This is a genomic window from Kordiimonas pumila (assembly GCF_015240255.1).
In the GTDB taxonomy this organism is placed as follows: Bacteria; Pseudomonadota; Alphaproteobacteria; order Sphingomonadales; family Kordiimonadaceae; genus Kordiimonas; species Kordiimonas pumila.
In genome coordinates, this window is sequence record NZ_CP061205.1 from 690,622 (window position 1) to 716,805 (window position 26,184).

A 26,184-nucleotide genomic window follows, 5' to 3' on the forward strand; every position below is an offset into this window, starting at 1 on the left:
TAGTGATTTCCACTAGTGATGCGATCAGGCTAACGGTGCTTGTCGGTAGTGCTAGCTCTTCCGATTTCTATATGGCTTTTCGTGTTCTTTTATCAGATCAGATTGCCATGGTGCTTTTATCTGTTTCACCATTGGAAAAGTAATAAAGTCTAGGTCAACACCCTCTGTTTCTAGTAATCGTTCCAGTATTTCCTGATAGGATTGCACTGTTTTGGCTGCAATTTTTATCAGGTAATCGACTTTTCCTAGTGTTGCGATGCATTCCAGTATTTCAGGGAACTGCATAACAATTTTCTCAAAATGGATGGCTTTTTCTTTACTGTAGCCGAGTAATTGAATTTGTACCCAGTAAAAAGAAAACCCGCCAAAGGCAGTGTAATCAATGTCGGCATAATAGCCATTGATGAAGCCCTGCTCTTCAAGCTTTTTAATACGGATATGACACGGTGTTGCGGAAAGCCCAATTTGCTCACTGAGCTTTGTTTTTGTGATACGTGCGTCTTTTTGCAGTACATCGAGAATTTTTACGTCCAGAAAATCTATTTTGGGAGCGTCTGTCATTTTATGTTTCCCGTAAAATCACCAACAGTATTTTATATATGTTTAGCTATATCACAAACATAACAGGATTTTCTGCTGTATAGTGTGTAATATCTAGGTAAAGTCTATGATTTTAATGAGATATCATGTGGTGAAAACCTCTAGCGTATACTCTAAACAGTGGTGGCGGCTAGCGTAAACCCGCCCGGTGTTACAGGCTGAGGGGCGCGGCGTAGTTCAAGGCGTGCCCAGAGTTTTTCATGCAGGCTGTAAAACCCGGTTTGTACGAGGGGTTCAATAATGCCAACACTTAAGGCCGCCATCCAGCTTCCTGTCAGCATGTAAGCAACAGTAATGGCAACTGAAAGGTGCATCAGGCCGTATGTTATTATTTTCAGGGCTTTCATAACCTGTTCCTTAAATCTGTGTCAGTGGATATGGCAATCACTATATTGCAATTAATAACTATTATTAAATTGTTTCTATGTATGACAGTGATTGAAAGCCTCAATGATAGGATAGCAGGATTTGGTCAACAGCATGCTAAAGCGACAAGTCTATAGTTGCCGGTACGGGTAAGGGCATAAAGCTACCGAGATATTGTAATAGATGTTGCCTGCTGAAAGCGCTTTACGGTGCCATCACTGTGCTGGCGGAGAACGACAACTTCGCCGGTCCAAATGCCGGGCGTAAAGCCACCTGAGGGCCGCTTTTTACCAGCATACTGAAGCTGAAACTGCCGGTCTCGGTCAAGTGTTAGAGTGTGTTCATAAAACACACTTCCACCAGGTTTTAAAATGCGTAACAACCAGCGATCGCCCTTTTGTGCACCAAAAGCACGCCCTGTCACTATAAGGGCGGGGCTTTCACTGGAAAGGGCACTCGGCTCTGGTTCCCAGCGGGTTTCACCGGTTGGTGGCTGTGCCTTTAGGCTAACATACACAAGGGCCATTTCTTCGTAGGCGACAGGGCTGGCCCATAGGGGGTTGTCGTCAGTGGTGTCAGCGGTGCAGGCACTGGCAATTTCCTGTCCGTCAAAGGGGTCTACCCGGTTTTTGCCGCGGCGCACCGTTAAGTGCATGTGCGGGTATTCGGTGTTACCAGAGAGGCCCACCTCGCCGAGCGGGTCGCCAGCACTAACCGTATCGCCCGGTGCAACACGAATGCTGTTTTGCTTCATGTGGCAGTACTGGGTTGTCCAGTTACCACTGTGTTCTATCACCACCCCGTTACCGCATTCTTTGCCGTTAATATCATCGGGGTTTTGTTCTTTAATGCTGATATCAGGCTCGGTACTACGAACCGCCTTTACGACACCTTCTGCTGCTGCCAGCACTTTTACACCGGTTCGCATAGCGCCTAAATCACGAAGGGCAAAGTCAGTGCCGTAATGTCTGTTCTGGGTACGGCTGCCGCAGGTGAAATCAGTAAAGCTGGGGCCGGGTTCGCGGTCATTATAGCGTGCTGTCCAGCATGTTTCACCCAGCGTGCAGGCAAGTGGAAATTGTAACAGGGGCGCGTCTGAGGTATTTTGTGCTTGTGCAGCCTCAAGGCCAGCGAACACGAAAAACGCTATTAAAAGGTGGGATATACGCATAAAAATAATCTGTAAGGTCATCATTGCTCCGTAGATTAGCAACTATGTTTATTGCAGCAAGGCTTTTATGATTATATACCCTGCTTCAACACATGAGGGCACTTTATGGCATTTGATCTAGGCCTGCTATCACTTCCTGAAACACTCAGCAATATTGATGTCATCATTATGGCGGTCACTAGCTTTTTTACCTCTTTGCTAACGGCGGCGGTAGGCATTGGCGGGGGCATGGTGCTGCTTGCCGTTATGGCACAGCTTATGCCTGTGCAGGCTATTGTGCCTATTCACGGAGTGGTGCAGTTAGGCTCAAATGCAGGGCGCGCTATCATCATGCGCCCCCATATTGATTGGCGGTTGATCGTATATTTTCTTATCGGTAGCCTGATTGGTGGCTTTTTGGGGGGGCAGGTGGTTGTTACACTGCCGGTTGCCTATATCCAGCTTATTCTTGGGTGTTTTATCCTCTATTCCACATGGGTGCCAAAACGCATCGGTGCGGGATCAAAACCTAATGAAAAAAGCCTGTTTCTTTGCGGCCTTTTTTCCACGCTTCTTACAATGTTTGTGGGGGCAACCGGGCCGTTTGTATCTGTGGTGATTAAGCGGATGGAGCTTGGTAAGCTGCGGCAGGTGGGCACTATGTCAGCATGCCTTGTCGTGCAGCATTTGATAAAAGTATTTGTATTCGGGCTGCTTGGTTTTGCCTTTGCGCCCTATGTGGGCTTTATTCTTATTCTGGTCGGCATTGGTTTTATTGGTACGCTTGTGGGGCGCCAGCTTTTAGAGCGTGTTAGCGAGGCCCTGTTTATCAAGATATTAAATGCGGTGCTAACGGTGCTGGCTTGCAGGCTTTTGTGGGTTGCTGCCCGCGATTTAATAGGGGTCTGACAGCGCTTTCGCGTAGGCTTTTAGTCTGGCCGGTTTGCTTTTTCTGCCAGCCCGGAAAGGCCTTCGCGGCGCGCAAGTTCTGCCACCACATCAGCAAGGGTTAGGCCGCGCGCTTCTAGTAGAACCATCAGGTGAAAGAGCAGATCGGCGGATTCTTTCACCAGCTCGCGGTTATCATCCGATGCCACAGCCATAGCGGTTTCAACTGCTTCTTCCCCGACCTTTTGGGCAATTTTTTTAGCACCTTTGGCGTACAGTTTTGCAACATAGCTGGTATCAGGATCTGCGTTTTTACGCTCGGCAAGCAAGGCCTCAAGCTTGGCCAGAGTTTCCATTGTTTCCTGCATTAAAATGTTTCCCTTATTGCAATGCCGTTTAGGCGCATGTGAGCTTTCGCTTCTGCTATAGAATACTCACCAAAATGGAAAATGGAAGCAGCAAGAACAGCAGAAGCATGGCCTTCTTTCACGCCGCCCACCAAATGGTCGAGCGTGCCAACACCGCCCGATGCAATGACCGGTACCTTTACCCTGTCTGCAATACGGCGGGTAAGTGTGAGGTCAAAGCCTTCACGGGTGCCATCGCGATCCATGCTGGTCAGGAGAATTTCGCCAGCACCGAGCCGCGCAGCCTCAATTGCATATTCAACAGCGTCCAGCCCTGTTGGTGTGCGGCCACCGTGGGTGAAGACTTCCCATTTGTCTGTTCTGACTTTTTTTGCATCAACAGCAACAACAATGCACTGCGAGCCAAACTTGGTGGACAATTCGCCGATAACAGAAGGGTTATTCACCGCCGCTGTCATGAGGGAAACCTTGTCTGCCCCTGCAAGCAGTAGCTTCCGGACATCCTCTGCTGTGCGTACACCGCCGCCAACAGTAAGTGGCATAAAGCATTGCTCTGCTGTACGCTGTACTACATCAAGTAGAATATCACGTCGGTCAGAGCTTGCTGTAATATCAAGGAATGTCAGCTCGTCTGCGCCAGCAGCATCATAAACCCGCGCTTGCTCCACAGGGTCGCCCGCGTCCACCAGATCAACAAAGTTCACACCTTTGACAACACGGCCATCTTTAACGTCAAGGCAGGGAATAATGCGGGATTTTAGCACTATCTGACCCCTTCAGCGATTTTTAGAGCCGCCTTCAGATCCATGCCGCCATCATAAATGGCGCGGCCTGTAATCACGCCCTCTAAGTTGCCAGCCGCCACACAGCGCTCAATGTCAGAAAGGTCTTTCACGCCGCCTGATGCGATCACGGGAATGGAAACAGCAGTTGCAAGTGCGGAAGATGCTTCTGCGTTTACGCCGGATAGTGTGCCGTCCCTATCAATATCGGTGTGGATAATGGCAGCCACACCTGCATCCTCAAACTTGCGCGCCAGGTCTGTTACTTCAAGCGTGCTGACCTCGGCCCAGCCTTCAACAGCGACCATGCCGCCTTTAGCGTCAATCCCCACCGCTATTTTCCCCGGGAAAAGCTTGCATGCTTCTTTTACCAGCGCCGGGTCCTTGACCGCAAGGGTACCAAGGATCAAGCGGCTAAGGCCCGCATCCAACCAGCGTTCCATTGTGGCAATGTCGCGGATGCCGCCGCCAAGCTGCGTGGGGACATTCGTTGCCTTTAAAATAGCTTCAACCGCTGCGGCATTCACCGGGGCGCCAGCAAAGGCACCGTTCAGGTCCACGAGATGTAGCCATTTGCACCCGGCTTTTACAAACTCAGCTGCTTGTGCCGCTGGGTCATCATTAAAAACGGTTGCCTCGTCCATTGCGCCCTTAAAAAGCCGCACACAGTTGCCGTCTTTCAGGTCAATCGCAGGGTACAGTGTGATCATGGTTGCCACTCCAGAAAAGCCTTCAGAAATTTCAGGCCCACAGCCTGACTTTTTTCTGGGTGAAACTGGGTACCAATCATATTATCTTTTCCTACAATCGCTGTTACTGTGCCGCCGTATTCTGTGGTGGCCAGCAGGCTTTCCCGTGCGTTTAATTCCATATGGTAACTATGCACAAAATAGGCATGGTCACCGGGTGCAAATACCTTTGTGACCGGGTGGGTGAGGCCGGTGTCTGTAAGAACCAGTTCGTTCCACCCCATATGTGGGATTTTAAGGGTGGCATCAGCCGGTTTCAACGCTTCAATAGTGCCGTCAATCCAGCCCATGCCTTTGTGGGTACCAAATTCGTGGCCCTCAACGGCCATAAGTTGCATGCCCACACAGATTCCAAGGAACGGTTTACCGGCAATGCGCACCCGCTCCTGAATAGCGTCTTTCAGGCCGTCAATCGCCAGAAGCCCAGCCCGGCAATCAGCAAAAGCGCCAACACCCGGCAGAATAATACGGTCAGCTTTTGCAACCACATCTGGCTTGTCAGTGACAATAATTTCAGTATTCAGGCCGCTTTCAGCAGCAGCACGGGCAAGTGCTTTTTCTGCAGAACGCAAATTGCCCGAGCCATAATCGATGACCACGGCAGTTTCTGACATACGCTTAACTCCGCCTGATACCTATTAAAGACTACCGCCAAGTGTGCCTTTGGTAGAAGGCACAGCATCTGCTTTTCTGGGGTCAATGGTTGTTGCGTCGCGTAGTGACCGTGCAACCGCCTTAAAGCAGCTTTCAATAATATGGTGGCTATTGACCCCGTATAGGTTTTCAACATGCAGGGTCATACCCGCGGCAAAGGCAAATGCCCGGAAAAATTCTTCAAACAGTTCCGTGTCCATCTCGCCAATTTTTTGGCGCGGGAAATCAACATTCCACACAAGGAAAGGCCTGCCTGAAATATCCATCGCGGCCCGCGAGAGTGTTTCATCCATCGGGATATAGGCATTTGCATAGCGTGTGATACCCTTCATGTCGCCGAGCGCTTTTTTAATCGCAAGCCCAACAACAATACCGGTATCTTCCGTGGTGTGATGGCCGTCAATGTGCAGGTCGCCTTTGGCGCGCACTTTCAGGTCCATGAGCGAATGGCGGGAAAGTTGCTCCAGCATATGGTCAAGAAAGCCAATGCCGGTTTCAACGTCATAAACGCCGGTGCCGTCAAGGTTTAGCTCAACAGAAATTTCCGTTTCTTTGGTTTTTCTGTCCACGGTTGCTGTACGCATTATCTTCACTCCTTGGTCGTGATATAAGACCATACATTGCCTCTCTATACGCGAGGTTGGCAAATAATGGAACAGCGTTTACGGTGAAAAGGCAAGCTATGCAAGGATTTATGGGGCTTTTCAGGATAGTAACTTGTAACATCCCATGTTGCTGCATATATCCTGTTGCATGGAAACAATAATTCGAAAAAGGAACATGTGCGTATGACACAGTTCACACATGAACTACCAACATGGCATGCCACCACCATTTGCAGTGTACGCAAAGGCGATAAAGTTGTTATCGCGGGGGACGGCCAGGTTTCAGTTGGTGATACCGTGATGAAGGCTAATGCTCGTAAAGTACGCTACTTAAGTGGTGGTAAGGTGATTGCGGGTTTTGCGGGTGCAACCGCTGATGCTTTCACACTTTTTGAGCGCCTTGAAGCCAAGCTTGAGCGGCACCCCGGCCATTTGGCGCGCGCCTGTGTGGAGCTTGCAAAAGACTGGCGCACAGATAAATATTTGCGCCAGCTTCAGGCCATGATGATTGTGGTTGATAAAGATACCAGCTTAGTCGTGACCGGTAACGGTGATGTGCTGGAGCCAGAGCACGGTGTGGTGGCGATCGGGTCTGGCGGTAATTACGCGCTGGCGGCAGCACGCGCGCTGTACGACGAAAACCTGAATGCGGAAGAAATTGCCCGAAAAGCCATGAAAATAGCGGCAAGCATCTGTGTTTACACAAACGATAATATCGTTCTTGAAACAATGGATGTTGAAAATAATGCTGATAAAAGCGACCCCAAAAGCGATAGTTAGGAGTAAAGTATGACCAGTTTTTCACCGCGCGAGATTGTCTCTGAACTTGATCGTTTCATTATTGGGCAGGCGGACGCCAAGAAAGCCGTTGCCGTTGCGCTCAGGAACCGGTGGCGCCGCCAGCAGCTTGAAGGTGCAATGCGCGAAGAAGTGCTGCCGAAAAATATCCTGATGGTGGGGCCAACTGGGGTTGGTAAAACAGAAATTTCCCGCCGCCTTGCAAAGCTTGCTCAGGCCCCGTTTATCAAAGTTGAAGCCACGAAATTTACGGAAGTTGGTTATGTGGGCCGCGATGTGGAACAGATTATTCGGGACCTGATGGAATCAGCCATTTTAATGGTAAAGGAAAAGAAAAAGCGCGAAGTGGTCGCAAAGGCAGAACTGAACGCGGAAGACCGTGTTCTTGATGCACTTGTGGGCATGTCAGGCAGCGAAGCCACACGCCAAAAATTTCGTCAGTTACTGCGCGACGGTGATCTAGCTGAAAAAGAGATTGAACTTGAAGTTGCCGATACCACAAACCCGTTCCCGCAGTTTGATGTGCCGGGCATGCCAGGTGCGAGTGTTGGCATGCTGAACATTGGCGATATGTTCGGCAAGGCTATGGGTAGCCGTACTGTTAAGAAAAAAATGAAGGTTGCCGAGGCTTACGAGATTTTGATGGTTGAAGAAGCCGATAAACTTGTTGATGAGGAATCAAGCGTGCGCGAGGCCACTGTGCTGGTGGAAGAGCACGGTATTGTCTTCCTTGATGAGATAGATAAAATCTGCGCGCGGCAGGATGCGCGCGGCGGTGATGTGAGCCGCGAAGGTGTACAGCGTGATTTGTTGCCACTGATTGAAGGAACAACAGTTTCGACCAAGTACGGCGCTATTAAAACAGATCATATATTGTTTATTGCATCAGGCGCCTTTCACCTGGCAAAGCCTTCTGACCTGTTACCTGAACTGCAGGGCAGACTACCGATCCGCGTGGAACTGCGCGATCTGACAGAAGCTGATTTCAAGCGTATTCTAACAGAGCCAGACTATAGCCTTATTCGCCAGTATGTAGCGTTGATGGGAACCGAAGAGGTGGATCTTGATTTCACGGAAACCGGCATTGACGAGATTGCCCGGATTTCAGCGCACTTTAATGAAACAGTGGAAAATATTGGCGCACGCCGCTTGCACACGGTGCTTGAAAAAGTGCTGGAGGAGGTTTCCTTTACGGCAAGCGATAAATCAGGCACCAAGGTTGTGGTTGATGCAGCGTTTGTAAAACAGAATATGGGTGAGCTGGCAACGGGTGAAAACGACCTGTCGAAGTTTATTCTTTAAAACGGGACCTGATGGAGAGCAAGAATGGCGTATGATGACAACAATATCTTTGCGAAAATTCTACGCGGGGAAATTCCTTGTAAAAAGGTTTACGAGGATGATTATGCCCTTGCTTTCCATGATATAAACCCCCAAGCGCCGGTGCATGTACTTGTTATTCCTAAAGGGGCCTATGTTGGCATGGCTGATTTTGCAGCAAACGCTCCGACTGCGCTTATTAGCGGCTTTATGCAGGCGGTGGGCAAGGTTGCCGCAGAAGTGGGTGTAGTAGAAGAAGGTTACCGGCTTATTGCCAATGACGGGCCTAATTCGCACCAGGAAGTGCCGCACCTGCATTTTCATATTCTTGGCGGCAAAAGGGTTGGGCCGCTACTCGATGGTAGCTTCAGATAGTAAACTTAATAAGTCTATTCGCTGATCTCGCGAGCTTCATCAACCAGCATAATTGGAATGCCATCGCGTATAGGGAAGGCGAGCCCAGCTTTTTTGCTGATAAGCTCCTGTGTTTCCTTTTTAAACTCCAGCGTTGTGCGTGTGACAGGGCACACCAGAATTTCCAGAAGTTTTGGGTCAATTGTGCTTGGCATGCTATTACCTTAAAGGCTGTGTGGTTTAATGTGCTTTGCCATTTGCAGAAGACATGATCAACAGGTTTTTCAGCGTTTCTGCGCGCTTTGGTGTGTCCTCTGCTTCCAGCAAGGCTTGTTTTTCCTGCATGGAAAAGGGAATAATCATGGAGAGCGTATTGATTAGAACCCCGTCTGGCGCAGTATTAATGCCGTCATAGTCTGCTGCAAGGCCGCGGCTATCCAGATAGCCTTTTAATACACTCATGAGAGGTTTTCGGTCAAAGCACCCATGTTCAGGCAGAGGCTCCATGTCTGTGCTGAAAGGTTCCCAGTCAGCTTTTACCTGCCGGTAAGGTGTTGTAACAGACAGTTCATCCTCTATGCGGAACCTAATGATACCGGTCAGGCGTATCAAATACCGTCCATCCTCTGTTTTGACCAGATGGCTGATTTTTCCCGCGCAGCCAATGCTGTAAAGTTTTTGTGCAGGTGTGCCGTCTTCTTCAATTTTCTGAGGTTGGATCATACCAATGATTTTATGGCTGGCCCAAGCGTCTTCCACCATTTTCAGGTACCGCTGTTCGAAAATATTAAGCGGTAAGTTGCTTGACGGAAAAAGAATAGCTTTTGGCAAAGGGAATACCGGAATGACAGACGGTAACGGCTCGGTTATTTCTGGGCTGTCTGTCATAAATACGGTTCTCCTAGCTAAAGAGTATAGACGACAGGCGCCGTCTGTATTTAAGGGTAAAGGGGTCAGTTGGGCCTGCGGCCTCAAATAATTTTACCAGTTGTGTCCGGGCTGCACTTTCGCTCCACTCCCTGTCACGCATAATACTGGCGAGCAGAGCCTCGGCAGCGCCTGCCATGTCGCCTCTGGCTTGCCGTGCAAGGGATAGGTCAAGCTGCGCCTGGTGGTTTGCAGGGTCGGCAGCTACAGCGGCTTCCAGTTCTGTAAGATCACCTGCATTTTCTGCCTGATGCGCAAGTTCAATCGCTGCTTCCAGCTTTTCAAGCCGAGCTTTAAGGCCGCTATCGGCTGCGGCTTTACTGTCAATGCTGTCCAGAAGTTCTTTCGCGTTATCAGCTTGGCCAGATTTAACCAGTACTTCTGCAAGCCCCAAAATCGCCCTGATATTGGTAGGTTCGTGTTGTAATACTTGCTGATAAGCGCCGGCTGCTTGCTGTAGGTCGCCAGCTTCAAGGAGTTCGTCGGCCTGATCCAGAAATGCCTCAAGCGGGTTTTCCTCAGCACCAGCCCCGCCAGACATTTGAATTAGCCGGTCAATGAATATTTTTATTTGTGAAGCAGGCACAGCGCCTTGAAAACCATCTACTGGTTGTCCTTGCCAGAAGGCGAGCACAGTTGGCAGGCTTTGTACTTGTAACTGTCCGCACAGCGCCTGATTTTGGTCTGCGTTTACTTTGACAAGCGCAACAGCACCGCGCGCTTCTTTAACGGCGGCTTCAAGAGTTGGCATAAGCTGCTTGCAGGGGCCGCACCAATCTGCCCAAAAATCAACAATAACAGGCCGTTCGCGCGACGCATCAATGACGTCAGCAGCAAAGCTTGCTGTGTCTGTATCTTTTATAAACGTATTTGTTGCGGCTGTGCCGCCGCCAATTACCTGATCCATTAACATTACTCTTAAAAACTAATATGCAGACAAAGAATACGCTAACCATAGGGCCTCTAATCAGAGAGTGCCAGTATGGATTTGTTTATTTTGTATGAAGTAAAAATCCAGTTAAAATTTGTCAAGGTTAGTGGGAATTATATCAAGTAAAACCGGTTCGTATCCACAGGCCCTTATAAAAATTACGAGGTCTGCGGGTTTAATCGCTGTGGTGGCCGCATTATGCAGGGGGTGAAAATTAACAATCTCATGGCTCATCAGGGTTTTATCAAGCACGACTGTTAAGGCAGGCTTACCTCCTTTGGGCACTTGTGCATTCACAAGAGCAAACGGGGTGACAGAGCCGGGTAAAACCCCCAGCATGGATTGTAAGCTGTCAGTACTGCAAAAGGACAGGCGGTTAAAGCCTATTTTGCCAGCAAGGGCGTTTAGGTCAACTGTTAGGGAATCATCCACAACAGCAAGAGCACGCTGTTTTTTCTTATCACGCACAAACAGATTTTTTGAATGGCCGCCGGGGATGTGGCTGCAATGCTCCTGTGCGTCTGCCACCGTGTAAACGGGGGCGTGCCGGTACGTTTGGGTTAAAATCCCCAGATTATCCAGAAAAGAAAACAGTTTGCGCTCTTCAGGGGGTGATTCCATGATTTTTACCTTAAATTGAGCTTTTCAAAGCACTATAAACAGACCAAAACCCTATATAAATCATTGATTTGAGCAATCTTGTAAAAAATATGAAAATAACTGTTGCATTAAGGCTTTGGCTGGCTATTATCCCGCCTCGCAAGCACTGCGTCTTGCATACCTCTATACGTTGTTGAGCGGGCGTAGCTCAGGGGTAGAGCATAACCTTGCCAAGGTTAGGGTCGTGAGTTCGAATCTCATCGCCCGCTCCATTTATAAAACGAGCCACCGTATGGTGGCTTTTTTTATGCTTGAACTGCGAGATTTATGAAGAACCCAGACCAGCATATTGATTGGCTCTGAATACCAGTATGATGGGTATGGGCTTCCGGTTTGGTTATGCTGAGCTTTGGGCAACCTTTTCCAAGAACCCGGTTGTAATGGCCTCTAGGTCGCGCATGGTGTTTGTCAGTGTGCTGGCTGCGGTATCCACACTGCTTGATGACCGCCGTGTGGTTTCCACACCTTCTGATACACCGGTAATTTCATTACTGACATCATTGGTGCGGGCAGAGGCATCATTAATACTACGGGAAATTTCCTGTGTGGCAGCTTGTTGTTCTTCTATGGCGGCGGAGATAGCAACCCCCATTTCGGAAAGTTCTCGTACAATTTTCTGCATAGATGCCATTGCTTTGGCAACAGAGCTTGTCTGGTTGCGAATTTCGCTGATCTGCGAGGTAATATCTTCAGTGGCTTTTGCTGTTTGGTTGGCGAGGTTTTTGACTTCGCTCGCAACAACGGTAAAGCCTTTACCTGCGTCGCCCGCCCGTGCAGCTTCAATGGTCGCGTTCAGTGCCAAGAGGTTTGTTTGTTCTGCAATCGCACTAATAAGGTCTAGGACTGCACCGATAGATTCTGCGCCGCTTTCCAGTGTTTTAACTGTTTCGTTAGCTTCGCTTGCCAAACTATCAGCTTGCCGGGAATGGTCGGCGGACCGTGTCACTTGCTGACTAATCTCACGAACCGATTGGCTAAGTTCTTCAGAGGCAGAGGCAACGGTTTGAACATCTCTTGAGGATTCGCTTGATAATTCTGTTACAGCGCGGGCTTTTGCCTGAGTCGAATCAGCAGCAATAGACAGGTCTTTGGCGGTGCCTGTCAGGGTTTCAATTTCTGATTGGGCGTCCAGCAGGACTTTCTGTACACGGTCATTAAAGTCCTGAATCAAGGCATTGCGGGCTAGTGTGTGCTGTTCACGTTTTTCCATTTCAGCTTTTTGCTGCGCCAAGTCGGCTTCCATGCGCTGACGCTCTTCCTCGGCGCGGGCTTTATCTTCAGCGGCCTGTTTTTCACGTAGTTCTTCAGTTTCACGGCGCAAGCGTGTTTGCTCAACAGCGTTTGACTGGAATACTTCAAGCGTTTTTGCCATACCGCCCAGTTCATCACCCCTGCTTTTACCCGGAATATGAATGTCAAGGTTGCCATTCGCCAGTTCAAGCATTGATTGGGTAATATCTTTCAAGGGTTTTGCTATTAAACGGGAGAATAAAAAGGCTGTTAGCGTGGTTAACAGTACAAAAACAACACTTATGATAATAGACACCAAATTTACTGTACCAGATGCTTGCTTTGACTGGCGTAGCGCATCGGCCTGAATTTCTTTTTGCAACTTTCGGAAAGCATTTTCCGCTTGCGCAATTTGAATAAATATTTTTGCCGGGTCTCCTGCAGCTTCCAGTGCGCGCGCCTGATTTACTGTTAAATAATGGCGCATCAGTTTCATTTGTTCGCCAGCGTATTCTTTTTGCCATTTTTTGGCCAAGCGCGATAGTTCACTGGTCACATCGCTAAGCTCTTTATGGTTGGCAACAGCCTCAATAAGCTGTTGCTCTGTTGCCAGATAGTTTTTCTCAATCTCTGCTACCTCGTTAAAGGCTGTACGGTCATTTGTTACAAGTAAATACAGAAATTTCTCTCGCTGGTTGACCAGCAAGCGTACTGCATCATCAAAAAGCCCAGTAACCCGAATGGCATCGTCCAGTTGTCGTTCTGCTGCGGCCATCTTCTGGGTTGCCAGATAGCTGACGCTAGACCCAATAAGAGAGAGGCCGATTAATACTGCAAAAATAGAAACAATTTTTTTTGTTATGGATAGATCCAGAAATTTATGCAGCATGGAGTGTATCCTTATTATATGTATATCACTAGGTTCGCGTATAATTATATCACTGTGCTCGGCGGGCGAGTTCTGTAAGGTTTAGTTCAAATGTTGCAGCCCCAATAGGGGTGCCGTTAGCTGTATTGATGGTCATATTCAGTTGTACACGCCATGTTTTAGTGGCTTCATGAAATTCCGGTTCATCAATAAAGATTGCGTTTGGACCTTCAGGGTATGTTTTTTGGAATTTTGCTTCGTCCCCTTGCCAAAAGTCGCTGGTGATAGAACTTTGGCCAACATTAAGCCCTTTATTGTCCATAATGAAAATTTCGGTGTACAAGCCCCCACTGCCAGCCTGTATTTGGGTTAAGTAGGTAGACAGGGGGTTATTAAGGGTTGGGGCAATGAGCGGCTGGTCATTGGCTTCACGTTCAGACCGCCACTGATTATCCAGCTTGAGAATTTCCTTTTCACTGATACTGCCCAGACGCTCGTTCTGTTTAGCAACAGAGAGCTGGATGATAGGTTTTTCCAGGAGGGTGCGCACATTTGCGATAACGGCGGGTGTAACATGGCTTTTCATTTTTTCGGGGCTTTCAGCAAAAAAAGCTAACCCGGTTTGAAAAGGCAATAAAATTAGAACAGACAGACCGACGGCAAAGTTAAGACAGCGCACAACTCTTCTCCATAGCTCCCCGCGCCTGATAATCAGGCGCTGTATGTTCCCCAGAGGGTACTATGCAGCGTTAATCTTAATTTTCCGTTTATAAAAAAGGGGTTGCCGGTATTTCTCTGTATTAGGCAGCCTTCTCAATGGTGACAGGTATCGATTTAAAGTTTGGCGTTTTACTGCGTTTGTCTATGGTGCGTGCGGTGAGAATGTTGGCTTCCGGGTAATACGCCATAATAGAACCGGGAGCGATATCATAGGCATGTACTTTTACACCAGCCATCACACCTGTTGCAGATTTTATCGTTGCTGTCCCGCCGTCAACCACACCGATATGTGCCATATCATCAGCATTCATCATCACAGACCAGCGGTCTTTAGCTGGGCGGTAGCTATCAGCGCGCTCATAAATAATGGAGTTAAACTGCCCTTCACTGCGCACTGTTGTTAAGAGGAACCCCTGCTGTGCGGTGTCAGGTACAGCGTGTACATGGAAAGTAGCCTTGCCGTCTGGGGTATTGAAAATTTGCGTATGCATCACGCGGCCCTGAATATGAAATTCTTTCTTGGCAACATCTATATCGGCGAGGGCCTCAAGGCCGGGTACAGTAGCGGCAATTGCCTTCCGTAATTCGCTGTGGTTTTTGAAGTTTGCAAACGGCACAGCGGTGTTTGGCAGTACTTGCACGGCAAGGTCTGCAAGGCACAGTGTTTCAGGCCTTACGGAAGAAAGCCGGTTGATGCCCCCGTCAGACAGGCGCACATAATTAAACATCGATTCCTGTGTAGTGGGCTGCCATTCTTCATCCCGCGCGGTAACAGGCAGAATAATCGTTTCGCTCGTATCATGCCCGTGAAAGTGACCGGCATTCAATGTGGTGGTCAGGAACAGTTTGAAGCCTATCTTATCAAGTGTTTTTTCTGCCCATACTGAATCTGGCGTTGCCTCATAAAGATTACCACCCATAATAAGGGCGGCATCTATCAGGCCCTTATCTGCAGCTTCAAGCCCGGCAAGGGTGTGGAACCCCTCTGTTTTTGGCAGTTTTATATCGAATTCTTTTTCGATAAGCGCAAAAACCTCTTCTGGTAGAACGGGTTTCACACCAATGGTGCCTATGCCCTGCACGTTGCTATGGCCTCTGAGCGGCAATAGCCCTGCGCCTTCTTTACCTACCATCCCGCGCAGCAACGATAGAGCAGCAATATATTCAATATTATTGCAGCCATGCTGGTGGTGCGTCATGCCCATACCCCACGCAAAAACCGCAGATTTTGACTGTGCATATATTTTTGCGGCGTGTGTTAGTGTATCTTTTCCAACGCCCGTGGCTTCGCTGAGGCTTGCCCAGCTTGTTGTTTCTATATCAACTCGGAAGGCATCAAAGCCGTTTGTATGCTCTGTAATGAAGGCCGTATCGATTGCACCGTTTTCAAGCAATGCCTTTGCAATGCCTTTGAAAACAGCAATATCCGTCCCTATTTTGGGTGTTATAAACAGCGATGCAATCTCGTCGCCGCCACTGATAAGTGATTTAGGACTTTTGGGAACAGCAAACTTTACCAGTCCTGCTTCGCGCGCGGGGTTGATAACAATCACATCGCCGCCTCTGTCGCGCACAGCTTTGAGCTGGTGGATAAATCTTGGGTGGTTAGAGGCCGGGTTGGCCCCAATGACAAAGACAAGGTCTGTTTTTTTAAGGTCTGCCAGTTCTACCGTTGCAGTGCCTGTGCCAATGGTACTGCCAAGGGCAACAGAAGTGGCCTGATGGCAATAATACGAGCAATTGTTAACATTGTTGGTACCATAAACCCGGGCAAATAACTGCAGAAGAAACCCAGCTTCGTTTGACGAGCGGCCAGACGAATAAAAAAAGCTCCGGTCCGGCTGGGTTTCCCGAAATTTACGGGCAGCTATTTCAAGCGCTTGATCCCAAGTAACCGGCTTGTACCTATCACTGTCTTTTGCTTTATACAGCGGGGTGTTTAACCGACCCATATGTTCGAGTTCATAGCCGTCGAGCTGCCTGAAGTCATGCAATGTATGGTTAAATAGGGCCTCTGGGATTGCTGCTTGCACATCAGATGATTGTGCCTGAACACTTTTGTTGCAAACGGAGGGAAACTCATCGAGTTCGTTTGTCATGCCCCCGTGCTGACCGCCCATACCAAGGCCACACGCTTTGCAGGCATTATTTGAGGTCAGCGCTTTTACCGCTTTGCGAACACCCATTTCCCTTATGGTGTTTAAAGTGTAGAGAACCTTTTTCCCGCCGCCGCCTACAACCTGCTTCATTCCGTATGCCCTTTACTCTTTATATCTTCTGTAGATAATACCGCGATGCTGGGTTGCTACCAGCCTATAAATATTCAAGTTGCAAAGAGTAAGCAAAAAAACAATCATTCTTTCTTGGCCCACTACTCCAAGATGCTAGGGAAGGGTGGCTATAGCCCATGTGAGCACCATTTATCATTTCTAGGTCCCCAGTTCGGCATACCAAGAACCCGTTGCAGCCATATATCATGCGGCGGCAGTTTTGACGGTGCAGTTTGCAGGCGCTGGATAATTTGGTTGGCAACGCGCGAAGGTGCCCTGTTATTACCCAGCATCTGGCGGTATTCATCGCCCATAAAATCCATGCCGTACATAATACATTCATAGCTTTCATGGTTCCATAGGCCTGCAACGTCAATAGCAGTTCTGTGGTCACCCGCATAACCACCGGGGTTTGCAATCGCGGCGGTGGGCATGCCGGGGAAAAACTGGTCTTCAAAATCGGACATGGAAGGCGGCTTTCGCTTCCAGTAGTCAAATTTAGCCTGCAGGCGCGGCACGATCCGCTCTGGTTTTTGCACTTCTTTCCAATAATCCGTGTCGGTACGCCGTGTCAGGCAGAAGTGCATATTGATGAAATCCATAATTTCATAAAAGCGGTTTGCCATAATTCGGTTTACCCGGAACGACATGGTATCCATATCTTCATCGTGGAACGGAAAATGCTCAGCCAGCATTACAGTTGCCAGATCACTTAGATAAAGCCCGGTCGATTCCAGTGGTTCTATAAAGCCCCCAGAAAGGCCCACTGAAATACAGTTTTTTACCCATGCTTTTTCGCGTCGTCCGACCTTAAAGTTGATCACACGAGACGAAAGGCTTTGACTGTGGGGGCCTTCATAAGCGCGGATTTCTTCCTCTGCGGCTTCAAGGCTGATATAGTCGCTTGAGTGTACATAGCCGATGGACCGGTATGACATTAAGGGAATATCCCATACCCAGCCATTTGAAAGCGCGGTAGCGGTAGTATAGGGCCTTACTTGGCCGGGGTAATGGTGGTCGTATGGCACCTGCATGACAACAGCGCGGTTATTGAGCAGATATTGTGAGCAATCCTCCCAGCCAACATTCAGTGTTTTTTCTATCAGCAGGGAAGCAAACCCCGTACAATCGACAAAAATATCAGCTTCATAGCTATCGCCTTTTTTGGTTTTGACAGCTTTAATATTACCGCATTCCCCCACTACTGGCTCTACCACATCATCGAGAATATGCGTTACGCCCCGTGCGGTTGCTATATCCCGCAGATGGTCGGCAAATTTCTGGGCATTCATGTGAAAGGCATAGGTGAGCGGCGGGCCAAAATCCCATTTGCCGAGCATAAGAGGTGCCATGCCAATATCGCATATTTGCGGCTGAGCAGAAACTGTTTCCATAAATGGGATAGACCGGTCACTCATAAGCCAGTCAATACCGGTGCGGTCAATAGGCAATTGCCGGTAGCGGCTGAAAGGATGGTGGTAAAAATGGCGGTCTTTATGAAGCCAGTTCACATATTTGATAGACTGTTTGAAGCTACCATCCACAGCTTTCATAAATTCAACTTGATCCAGCCCAATCACGGAAAGAATATGGCGTATACTGGGAACAGTGGCTTCCCCCACAGAGATGCGCGGTATATTGGGCGATTCAATAAGGCTGATTTCCACCGTGCCGCGTGGGTTTGGTCTAAGGGCTGCTTCAAGGTATGCAGCGGCCATCCACCCGGCAGACCCACCCCCTACGATACAGACTTTTCTGGTTGTCATACAGTGCCTATCCCTGATGGTTTGTTTTTATGACGCTCGTATTTCAAAAAGATTAGCGGGTTCGGTGCTGGCCGTCGAGGCTCTTATTAAGCGTACACTTTAGTACATGCCCGAAAACACATCTTCATAAACATCGCGCACGATATGGCGCTTTAATTTTAAGGTAGGGGTCATTTGCTGGTTTTCAATTGAAAAAGGCTCATGGGCAAAAGCAAAGCGCCGAACCTTCTCAAGATTGGAAAGATTCCGGTTAATTCGATCAATAGCATTTGATACTGCTTTGCGAAAATCCTTGTCTGTTCGAAGTGTTTCAAAATCTGTTGGTTTATTGTGGTCAGCGGCCCAAGCCTGCATCCACTCACTGTCGGGAACAATAAGGGCAACCAGATAAGGCCGGCGGTCGCCGTATATCATGACTTGGGATATCTCTTCTTCAAGCGCCATCATGCCCTCAATGCGCTGAGGAGAAACATTGTCGCCTTTGTCATTAACGATCAGGTCTTTTTTACGGTCTGTTATTTCAAGGTAGCCATCACTATCGAGAACGCCGATGTCACCTGTATGCAGCCATCCGTTCACTATGGTGCGGCGGGTAGACTTTTCATCGCCCCAATAGCCTTTCATGACCAGTTCGCCGCGTACGAGGATTTCGCCGTCTTCTGCGATTTTAACGTCGGTTTTATCAAGGGGTTTGCCCACTGTATGCATGCGCGGACCGGTAGAAGGGTTAACGGATATAACTGGCCCAGCTTCTGTTTGGCCGTAACCTTGCAATAGCCGCAGCCCAAGGGCAGAAAAGAAATATCCGACATCAGGGTTTAGGGGTGCGCCGCCAGATACCAGTGCTTTTAGCTGGCCGCCAAATTGCTTCCGCACCTTTTTGCGCACAGTAAGGGTAAGAAAAATATTCTCCAGCTTTTCTTTTGTTGTCAGGGGTTGGCCGTGGCGCTCCTGCTTCATGCCAAGCTCCATGGCACGCTTGAAGAGCTTTTCTTTAGTGCCACCTTCTTTTTCAATTTTACGGCTTATGCGGGTGCGCAGCATTTCAAACAGACGCGGTACAACAATCATGATGGTTGGGTGCGCCTCAGCCATATTGCCAGCCATTTTCTCGATGCTTTCAGCATACCATATTTCGGCACCGATCATCAGCGGCAAACACTGGCCTGCTGTGTGTTCATAGGCATGACTGAGGGGCAGGAACGACAGAAACCTGTTATCTTTCAGGCCAAGAGGTTTAATGATTAACGATGCGGCATAACAGTTATGCAGAATAGACCCATGGTGTTGCATCACCCCTTTGGGCGCACCGCCCGTCCCGCTTGTGTATATCAGGCATGCAATGTCATCTTTACTGACATTTGCCGCGCGGCTTCTATAGTGTTCAACATTTGTTTTTTCCGCATCAATAACCTGCTGCCAGCTGTGAAGGTCAACATTGATATGTTGGTTCATGGTATATGATTCCATGACAATGGCATGGCATAAATCGTCTGACTGATGGGCTGCTTTTAGAAAAGTGTGTGCTAGCGCTTTTGTAGAAATAATCGCCACTTTTGCGCTCGAATCTTCCAGAATGTGTAAATGATCACGCGAGGTGTTTGTGGTGTATGTGGGCACGGATATAGCGCCAATTGCCATAACGGCAAAATCTGCAATGAGCCACTCAGGACGGTTTTCGCTAACAATCACCACCCGGTCGCCGGGGCCTACATCCATTTTCTCAAGGGCGGCCGCTAGTCTCACAACTTGCTCGCAGGTTTGTTGCCATGTCAGTGACACCCAAGCATCATTCTGTTTTGAATAAAGCAGTGGTTTTGGCCCTAGCTTTTGTGCTTGAGCAAAGAACATTTCGGTTAGGCTTTGCCACCGGTTATGCAGCATCTATAAATCCTTCCCCGGGATTAGGTTATGCCCCGAGTGTGACGCATAAATAGGGTGAAAGGCAAGATACTTAGGATGCATTTAGGATGCAAAATCTTGGATATGGGCCAATTAGTGTAAAAAGTTGTTTCTCGTGCTGATCATGCTTGCCCTTTGTTACGGCGCTGGTTTAGAGTAATGCCTTGATGAAACACTGGTTGAAAATGGTATAATGCCTTGAGCGCAACCGACAACAGCTCCGATAGTTCTGATTTTTCTCAGGAACCAGTTGGGCTAGACGACTCTTCGGCTTTAGCGGGTGCCTATGACACCGAACGCAGACTCCATATGCGCGCGTTTGATTACTGGCATCATCTCAAAGGTGGAAAAGCATACCCTTTGTTTGCTGACCTGCGCGCGGATGAGCTTGCTCCTTTCAAAACAAATTGTCTGCTAATGGAGTTTAATGCCAAGGGCACAATTGTACGGTTTATTGGAGACCGCCTTAAAGCGATTACAGACGCTGACTTTACAGTTGGTAGTTATTTGAGTGACTTTCTCGAAAGTGCTTTTGCGCGCGCTCTTATGGACCAGTTTTCCTCCAGCGAAGGCAGAAGTCATGCGGCAGAATTTGAATTTGTTGAAGACCATACAGATTGCCGGGGGGTTATGTTGCCCTTCTCCAGTGATGGTATTGTGCCAAACTTTGTTATGGTTGTATCAAACTTTCGCAAACAGCAGGTAGATATAGACACACCGCCTGCCGCCATAAATGAGATGAAGCCTGTTGTAGATCAGCTTGTGACTGATATCAGGCGGCAGGCAAAGAAGGTTGGGCATTTTGATCAAAATAGCCGGTCAGACCTATACGGTGTACTTGCTGAAGCTATGGCACTCTATGAAGCTGCTGCTGAGAACCCTGATTTTTACGAAAGCTATGCTGCAGAGCACGGCTTAAAAGTGCAGGCTAGAGCTCCTTACACGCCGTGTCTAAAACTTGTTTTTGGTAAATCGTACGACAAAACAAGGCTTGCCGAATATGCGGCTGCTCTTACCTGCGCTGCCCGGCATGGATATAACAGTGCAGGTCTTGCTGGCTTTTTAGAAGAAATGCCCGGCGGCATTAAAGGCTGTGTGCAGGCTGAGCGTGCCCACAAGCGCCAAATGGAAGGTACGCCAGCACAACGGCGTCAGCGTAACGCGGAAGATACTTTGCGATCTATGCAGGAAACGGATTTAGACCATATTGATATTGAAGGGGAATTTGCACTCGTTTTGGTTCAGAAAGCGAGTGGGGAAAAAGTAAGGATTTTAGGCCAAGCTAAGACAGGAAAGGCCGCGCTGGATTCCGCAATCCGCAATTTAGCGCATGACTATAAAACTGGAAGGTAATACGGCCGGGGAGCCGAAATTAAGGGGTTTTACCCATGACGACGGATAAAAAAGTTAAAGAACAGCTTAAAGCAATTGTAAGTTTGGCAGGAAAAACTCTTAAAGGCGATAGTCTTAAGGCTTTTGGCGTTTTTGTGCATGATTTTTACGGCGTTTCCAGCCCTGATGATTTGCTGGAGCGTGACCCACAAGAGCTGTTCTCGATTGCACACCGTATTTGGGTGTTATCGGAAAACCGTAAGCGCGGTGAGACCTTAATTCAGATTTTAAACCCGCGGCTGGAACAAAACGACTGGAACACAAACCACACGGTTTTGTTGATTGTGAATGACGATATGCCGTTTTTGGTTGATTCTGTAACGGGCTGTTTGTCCACAACTATGCATTATCGTATCAGGATGATGCACCACCCCATTCTGGAGGTAACCAGAAATGATAAGGGTGTGCGCGGCGGTGCAAATGGCTCTGCTGTACGCGAATCCTATATGTTTATCGAGATTGATGCCCAGTCAGATAAAGATGCTCTGAAGGAAATTCAGGACGCGTTAGAGGCGACGCTAAAAGATGTACGCTCTGCTATTGTTGACTGGCGCGGCATGCTGGCAAAAATTGATGAAACCGTTGCCTCGCTAACAGTTAACCCACCCCCTGTACCACAGGAAGAGGTTGATGAAACCATTAGGTTTTTGCGCTGGCTTGGGGCAGACCATTTCACTTTCCTTGGCTTCCGTGAGTACCGGTTTGAAGGCGATGATGCTGATTCATTTAGTTTCAGTCAGGTCGAAGGTTCTGGCCTTGGTATTCTTCGTAGTCCAGACAGAAACGTACTGCGTGACAGGCAGGGATTAACCCCGATGTCGGCTGAAATCAGGTATTTCCTGATGCAGTCCGAACCGCTTATCATCACAAAAGCAAACGTTAAGTCTACAGTGCACCGCAATGCGCACATGGATTATATCGGCGTTAAGATTTTCGATTCAAAAGGCAAAGCCATTGGCGAGCGCCGGTTTCTTGGCCTGTTCACGTCCTTTTCCTATAGCCAGTTTGCACATGATGTGCCGATGCTCAGGAACAAGGTGGCAAACATCAAAGCGCGGGCTACCTATGCTGAACGTAGCTATGCAGGTAAGGCTCTTGCGCATATTCTGGAAACTTTCCCGCGCGATGAGCTGTTTCAGGTTAGCGAAGGCTGGATGTATGATACGGCGATGGGCATTTTGCAGTTGCTGGAGCGCCCAAGGCCAAAGGCTTTTATTCGCCAAGACCAGTTTGAACGATTTGTGTCTGCGCTGGTTTATGTGCCACGCGAAAATTATCATTCCGGCCTAAGGGAAGCCATTGCAGACATTCTTTGTAAGGCCTTTAACGGCGAAGTATCGGTTTATTATGCAAAGCTGAGCGAAGAACAGCTTGCACGCTGGCACTTTATCATCCGTACCAAGCCTGGCAATGTGCCAAAAGCCAACATTAAGGCGATTAACAAACAGATTGCAGAAGCAGCCCAAGGCTGGACGGATAGGTTGCATCAGGCACTTATCGAACGCCACGACGAAGAGCGCGGTAACAGGTTGAATCACCTGTATAAAAATCGTTTCTCTGTTACCTATAAAGAAGTGTTCCAGCCTGCGCAGGCGGCTTACGATGTTATCAAGCTGGAAGAAATTGAAGGTAAAGACGAGCTGCGGGTTGATCTTTACCGGCATATGGCAGACGGCGAGAACCGTTTGCGGCTGAAAATATATCATGGTTGTAGGCTTATTGCGCTGTCGAACTGTATGCCGCTTCTGGAGAATATGGGCTTTAAGGTTTTGTCTGAATATTCCTATCAGATGACCGGTGGCTCTACGAGCGTTATTCATGATTTCACTTTGGAACGTACGGCAGATAATGCGCTTGATTTTGACAGCTTGAAACCTTTGGTCGAAGAATTATTTGTCAGGGTGTGGACGGGTGCTGCAGAAAATGACCGCTTTAACGAGCTTGTGTTAACGGCAGGGCTGTCGTGGGATTCAATCATCATCATAAGGGCTTACGGCAAATACCTGCGTCAGCTTGGCCTTGGTTATACCCCAGACTATATTGCCGACAGCATGGTGTTTCATGCTGACGTTGCCGCTAAGCTTGTATGCTATTTTGACAGCCAGTTTAACACCGCGCTTGCAGGCAAGGACCGCGCAGAAAAAGGCGATACTGTCATTGCTGAAATTCGCGAGATGATGGACAAGGTGCAAAGCCTTGATCACGACCGTATTCTTCGGGCGTATCTTGATGTGATGAAAGCTACGCTCCGGACCAATTTCTATCAGCCCGGTGTTGTAGAAGGTGTTGATGAAAGGGCACTTGCCTTTAAGATCAGATCCCGTGAAGTTGAAGAAGCACCGCTACCGCGGCCGTATGCAGAGATATGGGTATATTCACCGCAGGTGGAAGGTGTGCATCTGCGCGGTGGTCCTATCGCGCGCGGGGGCCTTCGGTGGTCTGACCGGCGGGAGGATTTCAGAACCGAAGTGCTGGGTCTTGTGAAGGCACAGCAGGTCAAAAACGCGGTGATTGTGCCGCAAGGTGCAAAAGGCGGTTTTTACCCGAAACAACTACCACCGATGAGCGACCGCGAAGCCTTTATGGCGGAAGGGATTGCTTCATACCGCCGGTTTATAACCAGCCTTCTGTCGCTCACAGATAATCTGGTTGGTGGTAAAGTGGTGCCACCTGAAAATACTATCCGCCGCGACAGTGATGATCCTTATCTTGTGGTAGCGGCGGATAAAGGAACCGCGACTTTCTCTGATATTGCAAACAGCATTTCGGAAGGACGTGGCTTTTGGCTGGGGGACGCTTTTGCCTCTGGCGGGTCGCAGGGCTATGACCATAAAAAAATGGGCATCACCGCTAAAGGTGGATGGGTTAGTGTTCAGCGCCATTTCCGCGAAATGGGCATTGATACCCAGAAAGATATTATTAGCACCATCGGTGTTGGTGATATGGCAGGGGACGTATTCGGGAATGGTATGCTGCTTAGTAAAACCATTCATCTGAAAGCAGCCTTTAACCATATGCATATTTTTATTGATCCGACAGCGGTTGATACAAAAGCCGCATGGAAGGAACGCAAGCGCCTGTTCGATATGCCGCGCTCAAGCTGGGCAGATTATAACGCGAATCTTATTTCAAAAGGCGGCGGTATTTTCTCACGGGCTGAAAAATCTATTACGCTAACGCCAGAAATTAAAAGCTGGCTTGGCCTTGATGTACCAAGCTTAACACCAAATGCCCTTATCCACGCTATCCTCAAAGCAGAAGCTGATCTCTTGTGGTTCGGTGGTATTGGAACCTATGTTCGCGCCAGCACAGAAACCGATGTTCAGGTTGGCGATAGGGCAAATGATGCGCTTAGGGTAACGGGTAGTGATCTGAGGGTTAAGGTTGTTGGCGAAGGTGGTAACCTTGGTATGACCCAGCGGTCACGTATTGAGTTTGCACGAAAAGGCGGGCGTACAAACACCGACTTTATCGATAATTCCGCCGGGGTTGATTGCTCTGACAAGGAAGTGAACATCAAGATTTTGCTTCAGCATGTTATTGCCAATAATAAACTCACACGGGAAGACAGAAATATCCTGCTCGAATCTATGACCGATGATATTTCTGAAATTGTTCTCTCGGACAACTACTTGCAAACACAAGCCATATCGCTTGCAGAGCGTAAGGCTGTAAGCAACCGTGAATATCACCTCGGCCTTATAAGGGCGCTGGAGCGTGATGGTGCCCTAAACCGTGAGATTGAGTATCTGCCCTCTGATGAAGGTTTTGCAGAACTGGCGGCGAATGAAAAAGGCCTGACACGGGCGGAAATCTCAACCCTTATGGCGTATGCTAAAATGTCGCTTCTGGACATTCTAGTGAAAAGCAAGCTGGTAGATGACCCGTTCCTGAAACCTGAACTTGACTGGGGCTTCCCTGAAGTACTGTGTGAGAAATATCAGGAAGAACTGAACCAGCACCGCCTGCGCCGTGAAATTATTGCCACTGTTCTGGCAAATGAAGTGGTGAACTGGGCAGGCCTAACCTTTGTGTATGAGGTAAAGGAAGAAACCGGTCTTGGTGTTGAAGACATTGTGGCGGCTTTTGTTATTGTTCGAGAAGTGTTTGGCCTGCAAGAGATTTGGGAGGGCATTAATGCTCTTGATCTGAAAGTGCCGGCAAGTGTGCAGTATGATATGCATCAAAGCCTTTCAGATTCGCTTAAAACCCAAGTTATGTGGCTTCTGCGGAACATTGACAGGCCGTTTGATGTGACCGGGCTTGTAAACCGGTTTAAGGCACCGTTTAAAAAGCTCTTTGCTATAAAGCCGGATATTTTAAGCGGTCCGGTTCAGCAGGCGTTTCAGGATCGCTGCAAGGAACTGCAATCCGTTGGTGTTGGCAAAGAACTGGCAACCTATGTTGCAGCGTTTGAAGTGTTTAGCGCCGGACCAGATATTATCGCCGTTTCTGAAAAATGCGATAAAACCGTTGATTATGTTGCCCGGGTGCACTTTACACTTGGCGATAAACTGGGCTTTGATTGGCTTAAACAGCGGGCTGACCGAATGATACCGGAAGGCCACTGGGATGTGCTTGCAATTCGCGCCATTGAGGAAGATTTGGCTGATTTGCAGCGTAGCCATGTGGAACGTGTTTGTACCCGTGCGGGCAGTAAAACTGCTGTCAAGGCGACAGATGACTGGGCAAAAGCACAGGCAACCCGCATTATTCGGGCAGAGCGTTTGATCGATGATCTATCAACCTCTGGCACGCTTACGGTTGCAAAGCTCAGCTTTGCAGCACGGCATCTTCGGTCAATTTTGCGGTAGGCTTTATGCGCCATAAGACAATAAAAAAGCGGCTTTTTAGCCGCTTTTTTTCATGCCTTTTTTGTGGTTA

General features: G+C 48.5%; 23 protein-coding genes and 1 tRNA gene. 7 read left to right on the top strand and 17 right to left on the bottom strand.

All coding sequences use genetic code 11. The annotated features are described in order from the left end of the window. Positions 1 to 51: 51 nt before the first annotated feature. From ICL80_RS02875 to ICL80_RS02885, 3 genes are all read right to left on the bottom strand, one after another. Positions 52 to 561 (bottom strand): Lrp/AsnC family transcriptional regulator, encoded by a 510-nt coding sequence (locus ICL80_RS02875; protein ID WP_194214627.1) that lies wholly within the window; start codon positions 559 to 561, stop codon positions 52 to 54. 152 nt (positions 562 to 713) lie between these two features. Beyond that, positions 714 to 947, bottom strand: coding sequence for a DUF2061 domain-containing protein (locus tag ICL80_RS02880; RefSeq protein WP_194214628.1), 234 nt, complete (start codon positions 945 to 947; stop codon positions 714 to 716). Between the two features lie 182 nt (positions 948 to 1,129). After that, entirely contained in the window at positions 1,130 to 2,137 is a 1,008-nt protein-coding gene (locus tag ICL80_RS02885; RefSeq protein ID WP_194214629.1) for a M23 family metallopeptidase, read from the bottom strand. A 105-nt stretch (positions 2,138 to 2,242) separates the two neighbouring features. Between ICL80_RS02885 and ICL80_RS02890 the strand changes: the two genes are divergently transcribed. Further along, positions 2,243 to 3,025, top strand: coding sequence for a sulfite exporter TauE/SafE family protein (locus ICL80_RS02890; protein WP_194214630.1), 783 nt, complete (start codon positions 2,243 to 2,245; stop codon positions 3,023 to 3,025). Positions 3,026 to 3,045: 20 nt separating this feature from the next. On the opposite strand, the gene ICL80_RS02895 is transcribed toward ICL80_RS02890, so the two are convergent. Genes ICL80_RS02895 through hisB form a run of 5 tightly spaced genes read right to left on the bottom strand, consistent with a single transcriptional unit; the run spans position 3,046 to position 6,141 of the window. Further along, complete coding sequence (locus tag ICL80_RS02895) at positions 3,046 to 3,372, bottom strand: phosphoribosyl-ATP diphosphatase (RefSeq protein ID WP_194214631.1); 327 nt, start codon at positions 3,370 to 3,372, stop codon at positions 3,046 to 3,048. Beyond that, positions 3,372 to 4,139 (bottom strand): imidazole glycerol phosphate synthase subunit HisF, encoded by a 768-nt coding sequence (hisF, locus tag ICL80_RS02900; protein WP_194215737.1) that lies wholly within the window; start codon positions 4,137 to 4,139, stop codon positions 3,372 to 3,374. The genes ICL80_RS02895 and hisF overlap by 1 nt, the downstream gene beginning before the upstream one ends. Further along, on the bottom strand, positions 4,136 to 4,861 hold the full coding sequence (gene hisA / locus ICL80_RS02905; RefSeq protein ID WP_194215738.1) for a 1-(5-phosphoribosyl)-5-[(5-phosphoribosylamino)methylideneamino]imidazole-4-carboxamide isomerase: 726 nt from the start codon (positions 4,859 to 4,861) through the stop codon (positions 4,136 to 4,138). Before hisA ends, hisF begins: the two co-directional genes overlap by 4 nt. Further along, positions 4,861 to 5,517 carry an imidazole glycerol phosphate synthase subunit HisH gene (gene hisH / locus ICL80_RS02910; RefSeq protein WP_194214632.1) on the bottom strand — a complete coding sequence of 219 codons (657 nt, stop codon included), beginning with the start codon at positions 5,515 to 5,517 and terminating at the stop codon, positions 4,861 to 4,863. Before hisH ends, hisA begins: the two co-directional genes overlap by 1 nt. 24 nt (positions 5,518 to 5,541) lie before the next feature. Further along, positions 5,542 to 6,141, bottom strand: a complete 600-nt coding sequence (gene hisB, locus ICL80_RS02915; protein WP_194214633.1) for an imidazoleglycerol-phosphate dehydratase HisB — start codon at positions 6,139 to 6,141, stop codon at positions 5,542 to 5,544. Positions 6,142 to 6,345: 204 nt separating this feature from the next. On the opposite strand from hisB, the gene hslV reads away from it, so the two are divergent. The 3 genes from hslV to ICL80_RS02930 are packed head-to-tail and all read left to right on the top strand — an operon-like array spanning position 6,346 to position 8,655. Further along, the gene (gene hslV, locus ICL80_RS02920) at positions 6,346 to 6,942 is read left to right on the top strand and encodes an ATP-dependent protease subunit HslV (protein WP_194214634.1); all 597 of its coding nucleotides are present in this window, start codon (positions 6,346 to 6,348) and stop codon (positions 6,940 to 6,942) included. Positions 6,943 to 6,951: 9 nt separating this feature from the next. Continuing rightward, positions 6,952 to 8,262 (top strand): ATP-dependent protease ATPase subunit HslU, encoded by a 1,311-nt coding sequence (hslU, locus tag ICL80_RS02925; protein ID WP_194214635.1) that lies wholly within the window; start codon positions 6,952 to 6,954, stop codon positions 8,260 to 8,262. Positions 8,263 to 8,286: 24 nt separating this feature from the next. Continuing rightward, entirely contained in the window at positions 8,287 to 8,655 is a 369-nt protein-coding gene (locus ICL80_RS02930; protein ID WP_194214636.1) for a histidine triad nucleotide-binding protein, read from the top strand. Positions 8,656 to 8,669: 14 nt separating this feature from the next. Here ICL80_RS02930 and ICL80_RS02935 read toward each other — a convergent pair whose 3' ends face one another. From ICL80_RS02935 to ICL80_RS02950, 4 genes are all read right to left on the bottom strand, one after another. Then, positions 8,670 to 8,849, bottom strand: a complete 180-nt coding sequence (locus ICL80_RS02935; protein WP_194214637.1) for a Trm112 family protein — start codon at positions 8,847 to 8,849, stop codon at positions 8,670 to 8,672. 25 nt (positions 8,850 to 8,874) lie between these two features. Next, a complete protein-coding gene (locus ICL80_RS02940) occupies positions 8,875 to 9,522 on the bottom strand; it encodes an LON peptidase substrate-binding domain-containing protein (RefSeq protein ID WP_194214638.1) in 648 nt (215 codons plus the stop codon). A gap of 13 nt (positions 9,523 to 9,535) precedes the next feature. After that, positions 9,536 to 10,468 carry a thioredoxin family protein gene (locus tag ICL80_RS02945; RefSeq protein ID WP_194214639.1) on the bottom strand — a complete coding sequence of 311 codons (933 nt, stop codon included), beginning with the start codon at positions 10,466 to 10,468 and terminating at the stop codon, positions 9,536 to 9,538. A 111-nt stretch (positions 10,469 to 10,579) separates the two neighbouring features. Beyond that, positions 10,580 to 11,113 carry a prolyl-tRNA synthetase associated domain-containing protein gene (locus ICL80_RS02950; RefSeq protein ID WP_194214640.1) on the bottom strand — a complete coding sequence of 178 codons (534 nt, stop codon included), beginning with the start codon at positions 11,111 to 11,113 and terminating at the stop codon, positions 10,580 to 10,582. Between the two features lie 176 nt (positions 11,114 to 11,289). Between ICL80_RS02950 and ICL80_RS02955 the strand changes: the two genes are divergently transcribed. Continuing rightward, positions 11,290 to 11,364: transfer RNA gene (locus ICL80_RS02955), tRNA-Gly, on the top strand. 125 nt (positions 11,365 to 11,489) lie between these two features. Here the strand turns inward: ICL80_RS02955 and ICL80_RS02960 are convergent. From ICL80_RS02960 to ICL80_RS02980, 5 genes are all read right to left on the bottom strand, one after another. After that, positions 11,490 to 13,271 (bottom strand): methyl-accepting chemotaxis protein, encoded by a 1,782-nt coding sequence (locus tag ICL80_RS02960; protein WP_194214641.1) that lies wholly within the window; start codon positions 13,269 to 13,271, stop codon positions 11,490 to 11,492. Positions 13,272 to 13,320: 49 nt separating this feature from the next. Then, on the bottom strand, positions 13,321 to 13,929 hold the full coding sequence (locus ICL80_RS02965; protein ID WP_228073784.1) for a hypothetical protein: 609 nt from the start codon (positions 13,927 to 13,929) through the stop codon (positions 13,321 to 13,323). A gap of 121 nt (positions 13,930 to 14,050) precedes the next feature. Next, positions 14,051 to 16,219: an FdhF/YdeP family oxidoreductase gene (locus ICL80_RS02970; protein ID WP_194214642.1), complete on the bottom strand. Its 2,169-nt coding sequence runs from the start codon at positions 16,217 to 16,219 to the stop codon at positions 14,051 to 14,053. A gap of 149 nt (positions 16,220 to 16,368) precedes the next feature. Then, positions 16,369 to 18,006, bottom strand: coding sequence for a tryptophan halogenase family protein (locus ICL80_RS02975; protein ID WP_194214643.1), 1,638 nt, complete (start codon positions 18,004 to 18,006; stop codon positions 16,369 to 16,371). A 99-nt stretch (positions 18,007 to 18,105) separates the two neighbouring features. Further along, complete coding sequence (locus ICL80_RS02980) at positions 18,106 to 19,890, bottom strand: AMP-dependent synthetase/ligase (RefSeq protein ID WP_194214644.1); 1,785 nt, start codon at positions 19,888 to 19,890, stop codon at positions 18,106 to 18,108. 216 nt (positions 19,891 to 20,106) lie between these two features. On the opposite strand from ICL80_RS02980, the gene ICL80_RS02985 reads away from it, so the two are divergent. After that, a complete protein-coding gene (locus ICL80_RS02985; RefSeq protein ID WP_194214645.1) occupies positions 20,107 to 21,261 on the top strand; it encodes a hypothetical protein in 1,155 nt (384 codons plus the stop codon). Positions 21,262 to 21,296: 35 nt separating this feature from the next. After that, on the top strand, positions 21,297 to 26,114 hold the full coding sequence (locus tag ICL80_RS02990) for an NAD-glutamate dehydrogenase (protein ID WP_194214646.1): 4,818 nt from the start codon (positions 21,297 to 21,299) through the stop codon (positions 26,112 to 26,114). Positions 26,115 to 26,184 lie beyond the last annotated feature (70 nt).

Bases quoted from the DNA above. Each gene is read 5' to 3' on its own strand.
- ICL80_RS02880 (WP_194214628.1), bottom strand. From the start codon at position 947: ATGAAAGCCCTGAAAATAATAACATACGGCCTGATGCACCTTTCAGTT.
- ICL80_RS02980 (WP_194214644.1), bottom strand. From the start codon at position 19,890: ATGCTGCATAACCGGTGGCAAAGCCTAACCGAAATGTTCTTTGCTCAA.
- ICL80_RS02990 (WP_194214646.1), top strand. From the start codon at position 21,297: ATGACGACGGATAAAAAAGTTAAAGAACAGCTTAAAGCAATTGTAAGT.
- ICL80_RS02950 (WP_194214640.1), bottom strand. From the start codon at position 11,113: ATGGAATCACCCCCTGAAGAGCGCAAACTGTTTTCTTTTCTGGATAAT.
- ICL80_RS02975 (WP_194214643.1), bottom strand. From the start codon at position 18,006: ATGACAACCAGAAAAGTCTGTATCGTAGGGGGTGGGTCTGCCGGGTGG.
- ICL80_RS02970 (WP_194214642.1), bottom strand. From the start codon at position 16,219: ATGAAGCAGGTTGTAGGCGGCGGCGGGAAAAAGGTTCTCTACACTTTA.
- ICL80_RS02875 (WP_194214627.1), bottom strand. From the start codon at position 561: ATGACAGACGCTCCCAAAATAGATTTTCTGGACGTAAAAATTCTCGAT.
- hslU (WP_194214635.1), top strand. From the start codon at position 6,952: ATGACCAGTTTTTCACCGCGCGAGATTGTCTCTGAACTTGATCGTTTC.
- ICL80_RS02935 (WP_194214637.1), bottom strand. From the start codon at position 8,849: ATGCCAAGCACAATTGACCCAAAACTTCTGGAAATTCTGGTGTGCCCT.
- ICL80_RS02885 (WP_194214629.1), bottom strand. From the start codon at position 2,137: ATGCGTATATCCCACCTTTTAATAGCGTTTTTCGTGTTCGCTGGCCTT.
- hisB (WP_194214633.1), bottom strand. From the start codon at position 6,141: ATGCGTACAGCAACCGTGGACAGAAAAACCAAAGAAACGGAAATTTCT.
- hslV (WP_194214634.1), top strand. From the start codon at position 6,346: ATGACACAGTTCACACATGAACTACCAACATGGCATGCCACCACCATT.
- ICL80_RS02930 (WP_194214636.1), top strand. From the start codon at position 8,287: ATGGCGTATGATGACAACAATATCTTTGCGAAAATTCTACGCGGGGAA.
- ICL80_RS02945 (WP_194214639.1), bottom strand. From the start codon at position 10,468: ATGGATCAGGTAATTGGCGGCGGCACAGCCGCAACAAATACGTTTATA.
- ICL80_RS02960 (WP_194214641.1), bottom strand. From the start codon at position 13,271: ATGCTGCATAAATTTCTGGATCTATCCATAACAAAAAAAATTGTTTCT.
- hisH (WP_194214632.1), bottom strand. From the start codon at position 5,517: ATGTCAGAAACTGCCGTGGTCATCGATTATGGCTCGGGCAATTTGCGT.
- ICL80_RS02895 (WP_194214631.1), bottom strand. From the start codon at position 3,372: ATGCAGGAAACAATGGAAACTCTGGCCAAGCTTGAGGCCTTGCTTGCC.
- ICL80_RS02890 (WP_194214630.1), top strand. From the start codon at position 2,243: ATGGCATTTGATCTAGGCCTGCTATCACTTCCTGAAACACTCAGCAAT.
- ICL80_RS02940 (WP_194214638.1), bottom strand. From the start codon at position 9,522: ATGACAGACAGCCCAGAAATAACCGAGCCGTTACCGTCTGTCATTCCG.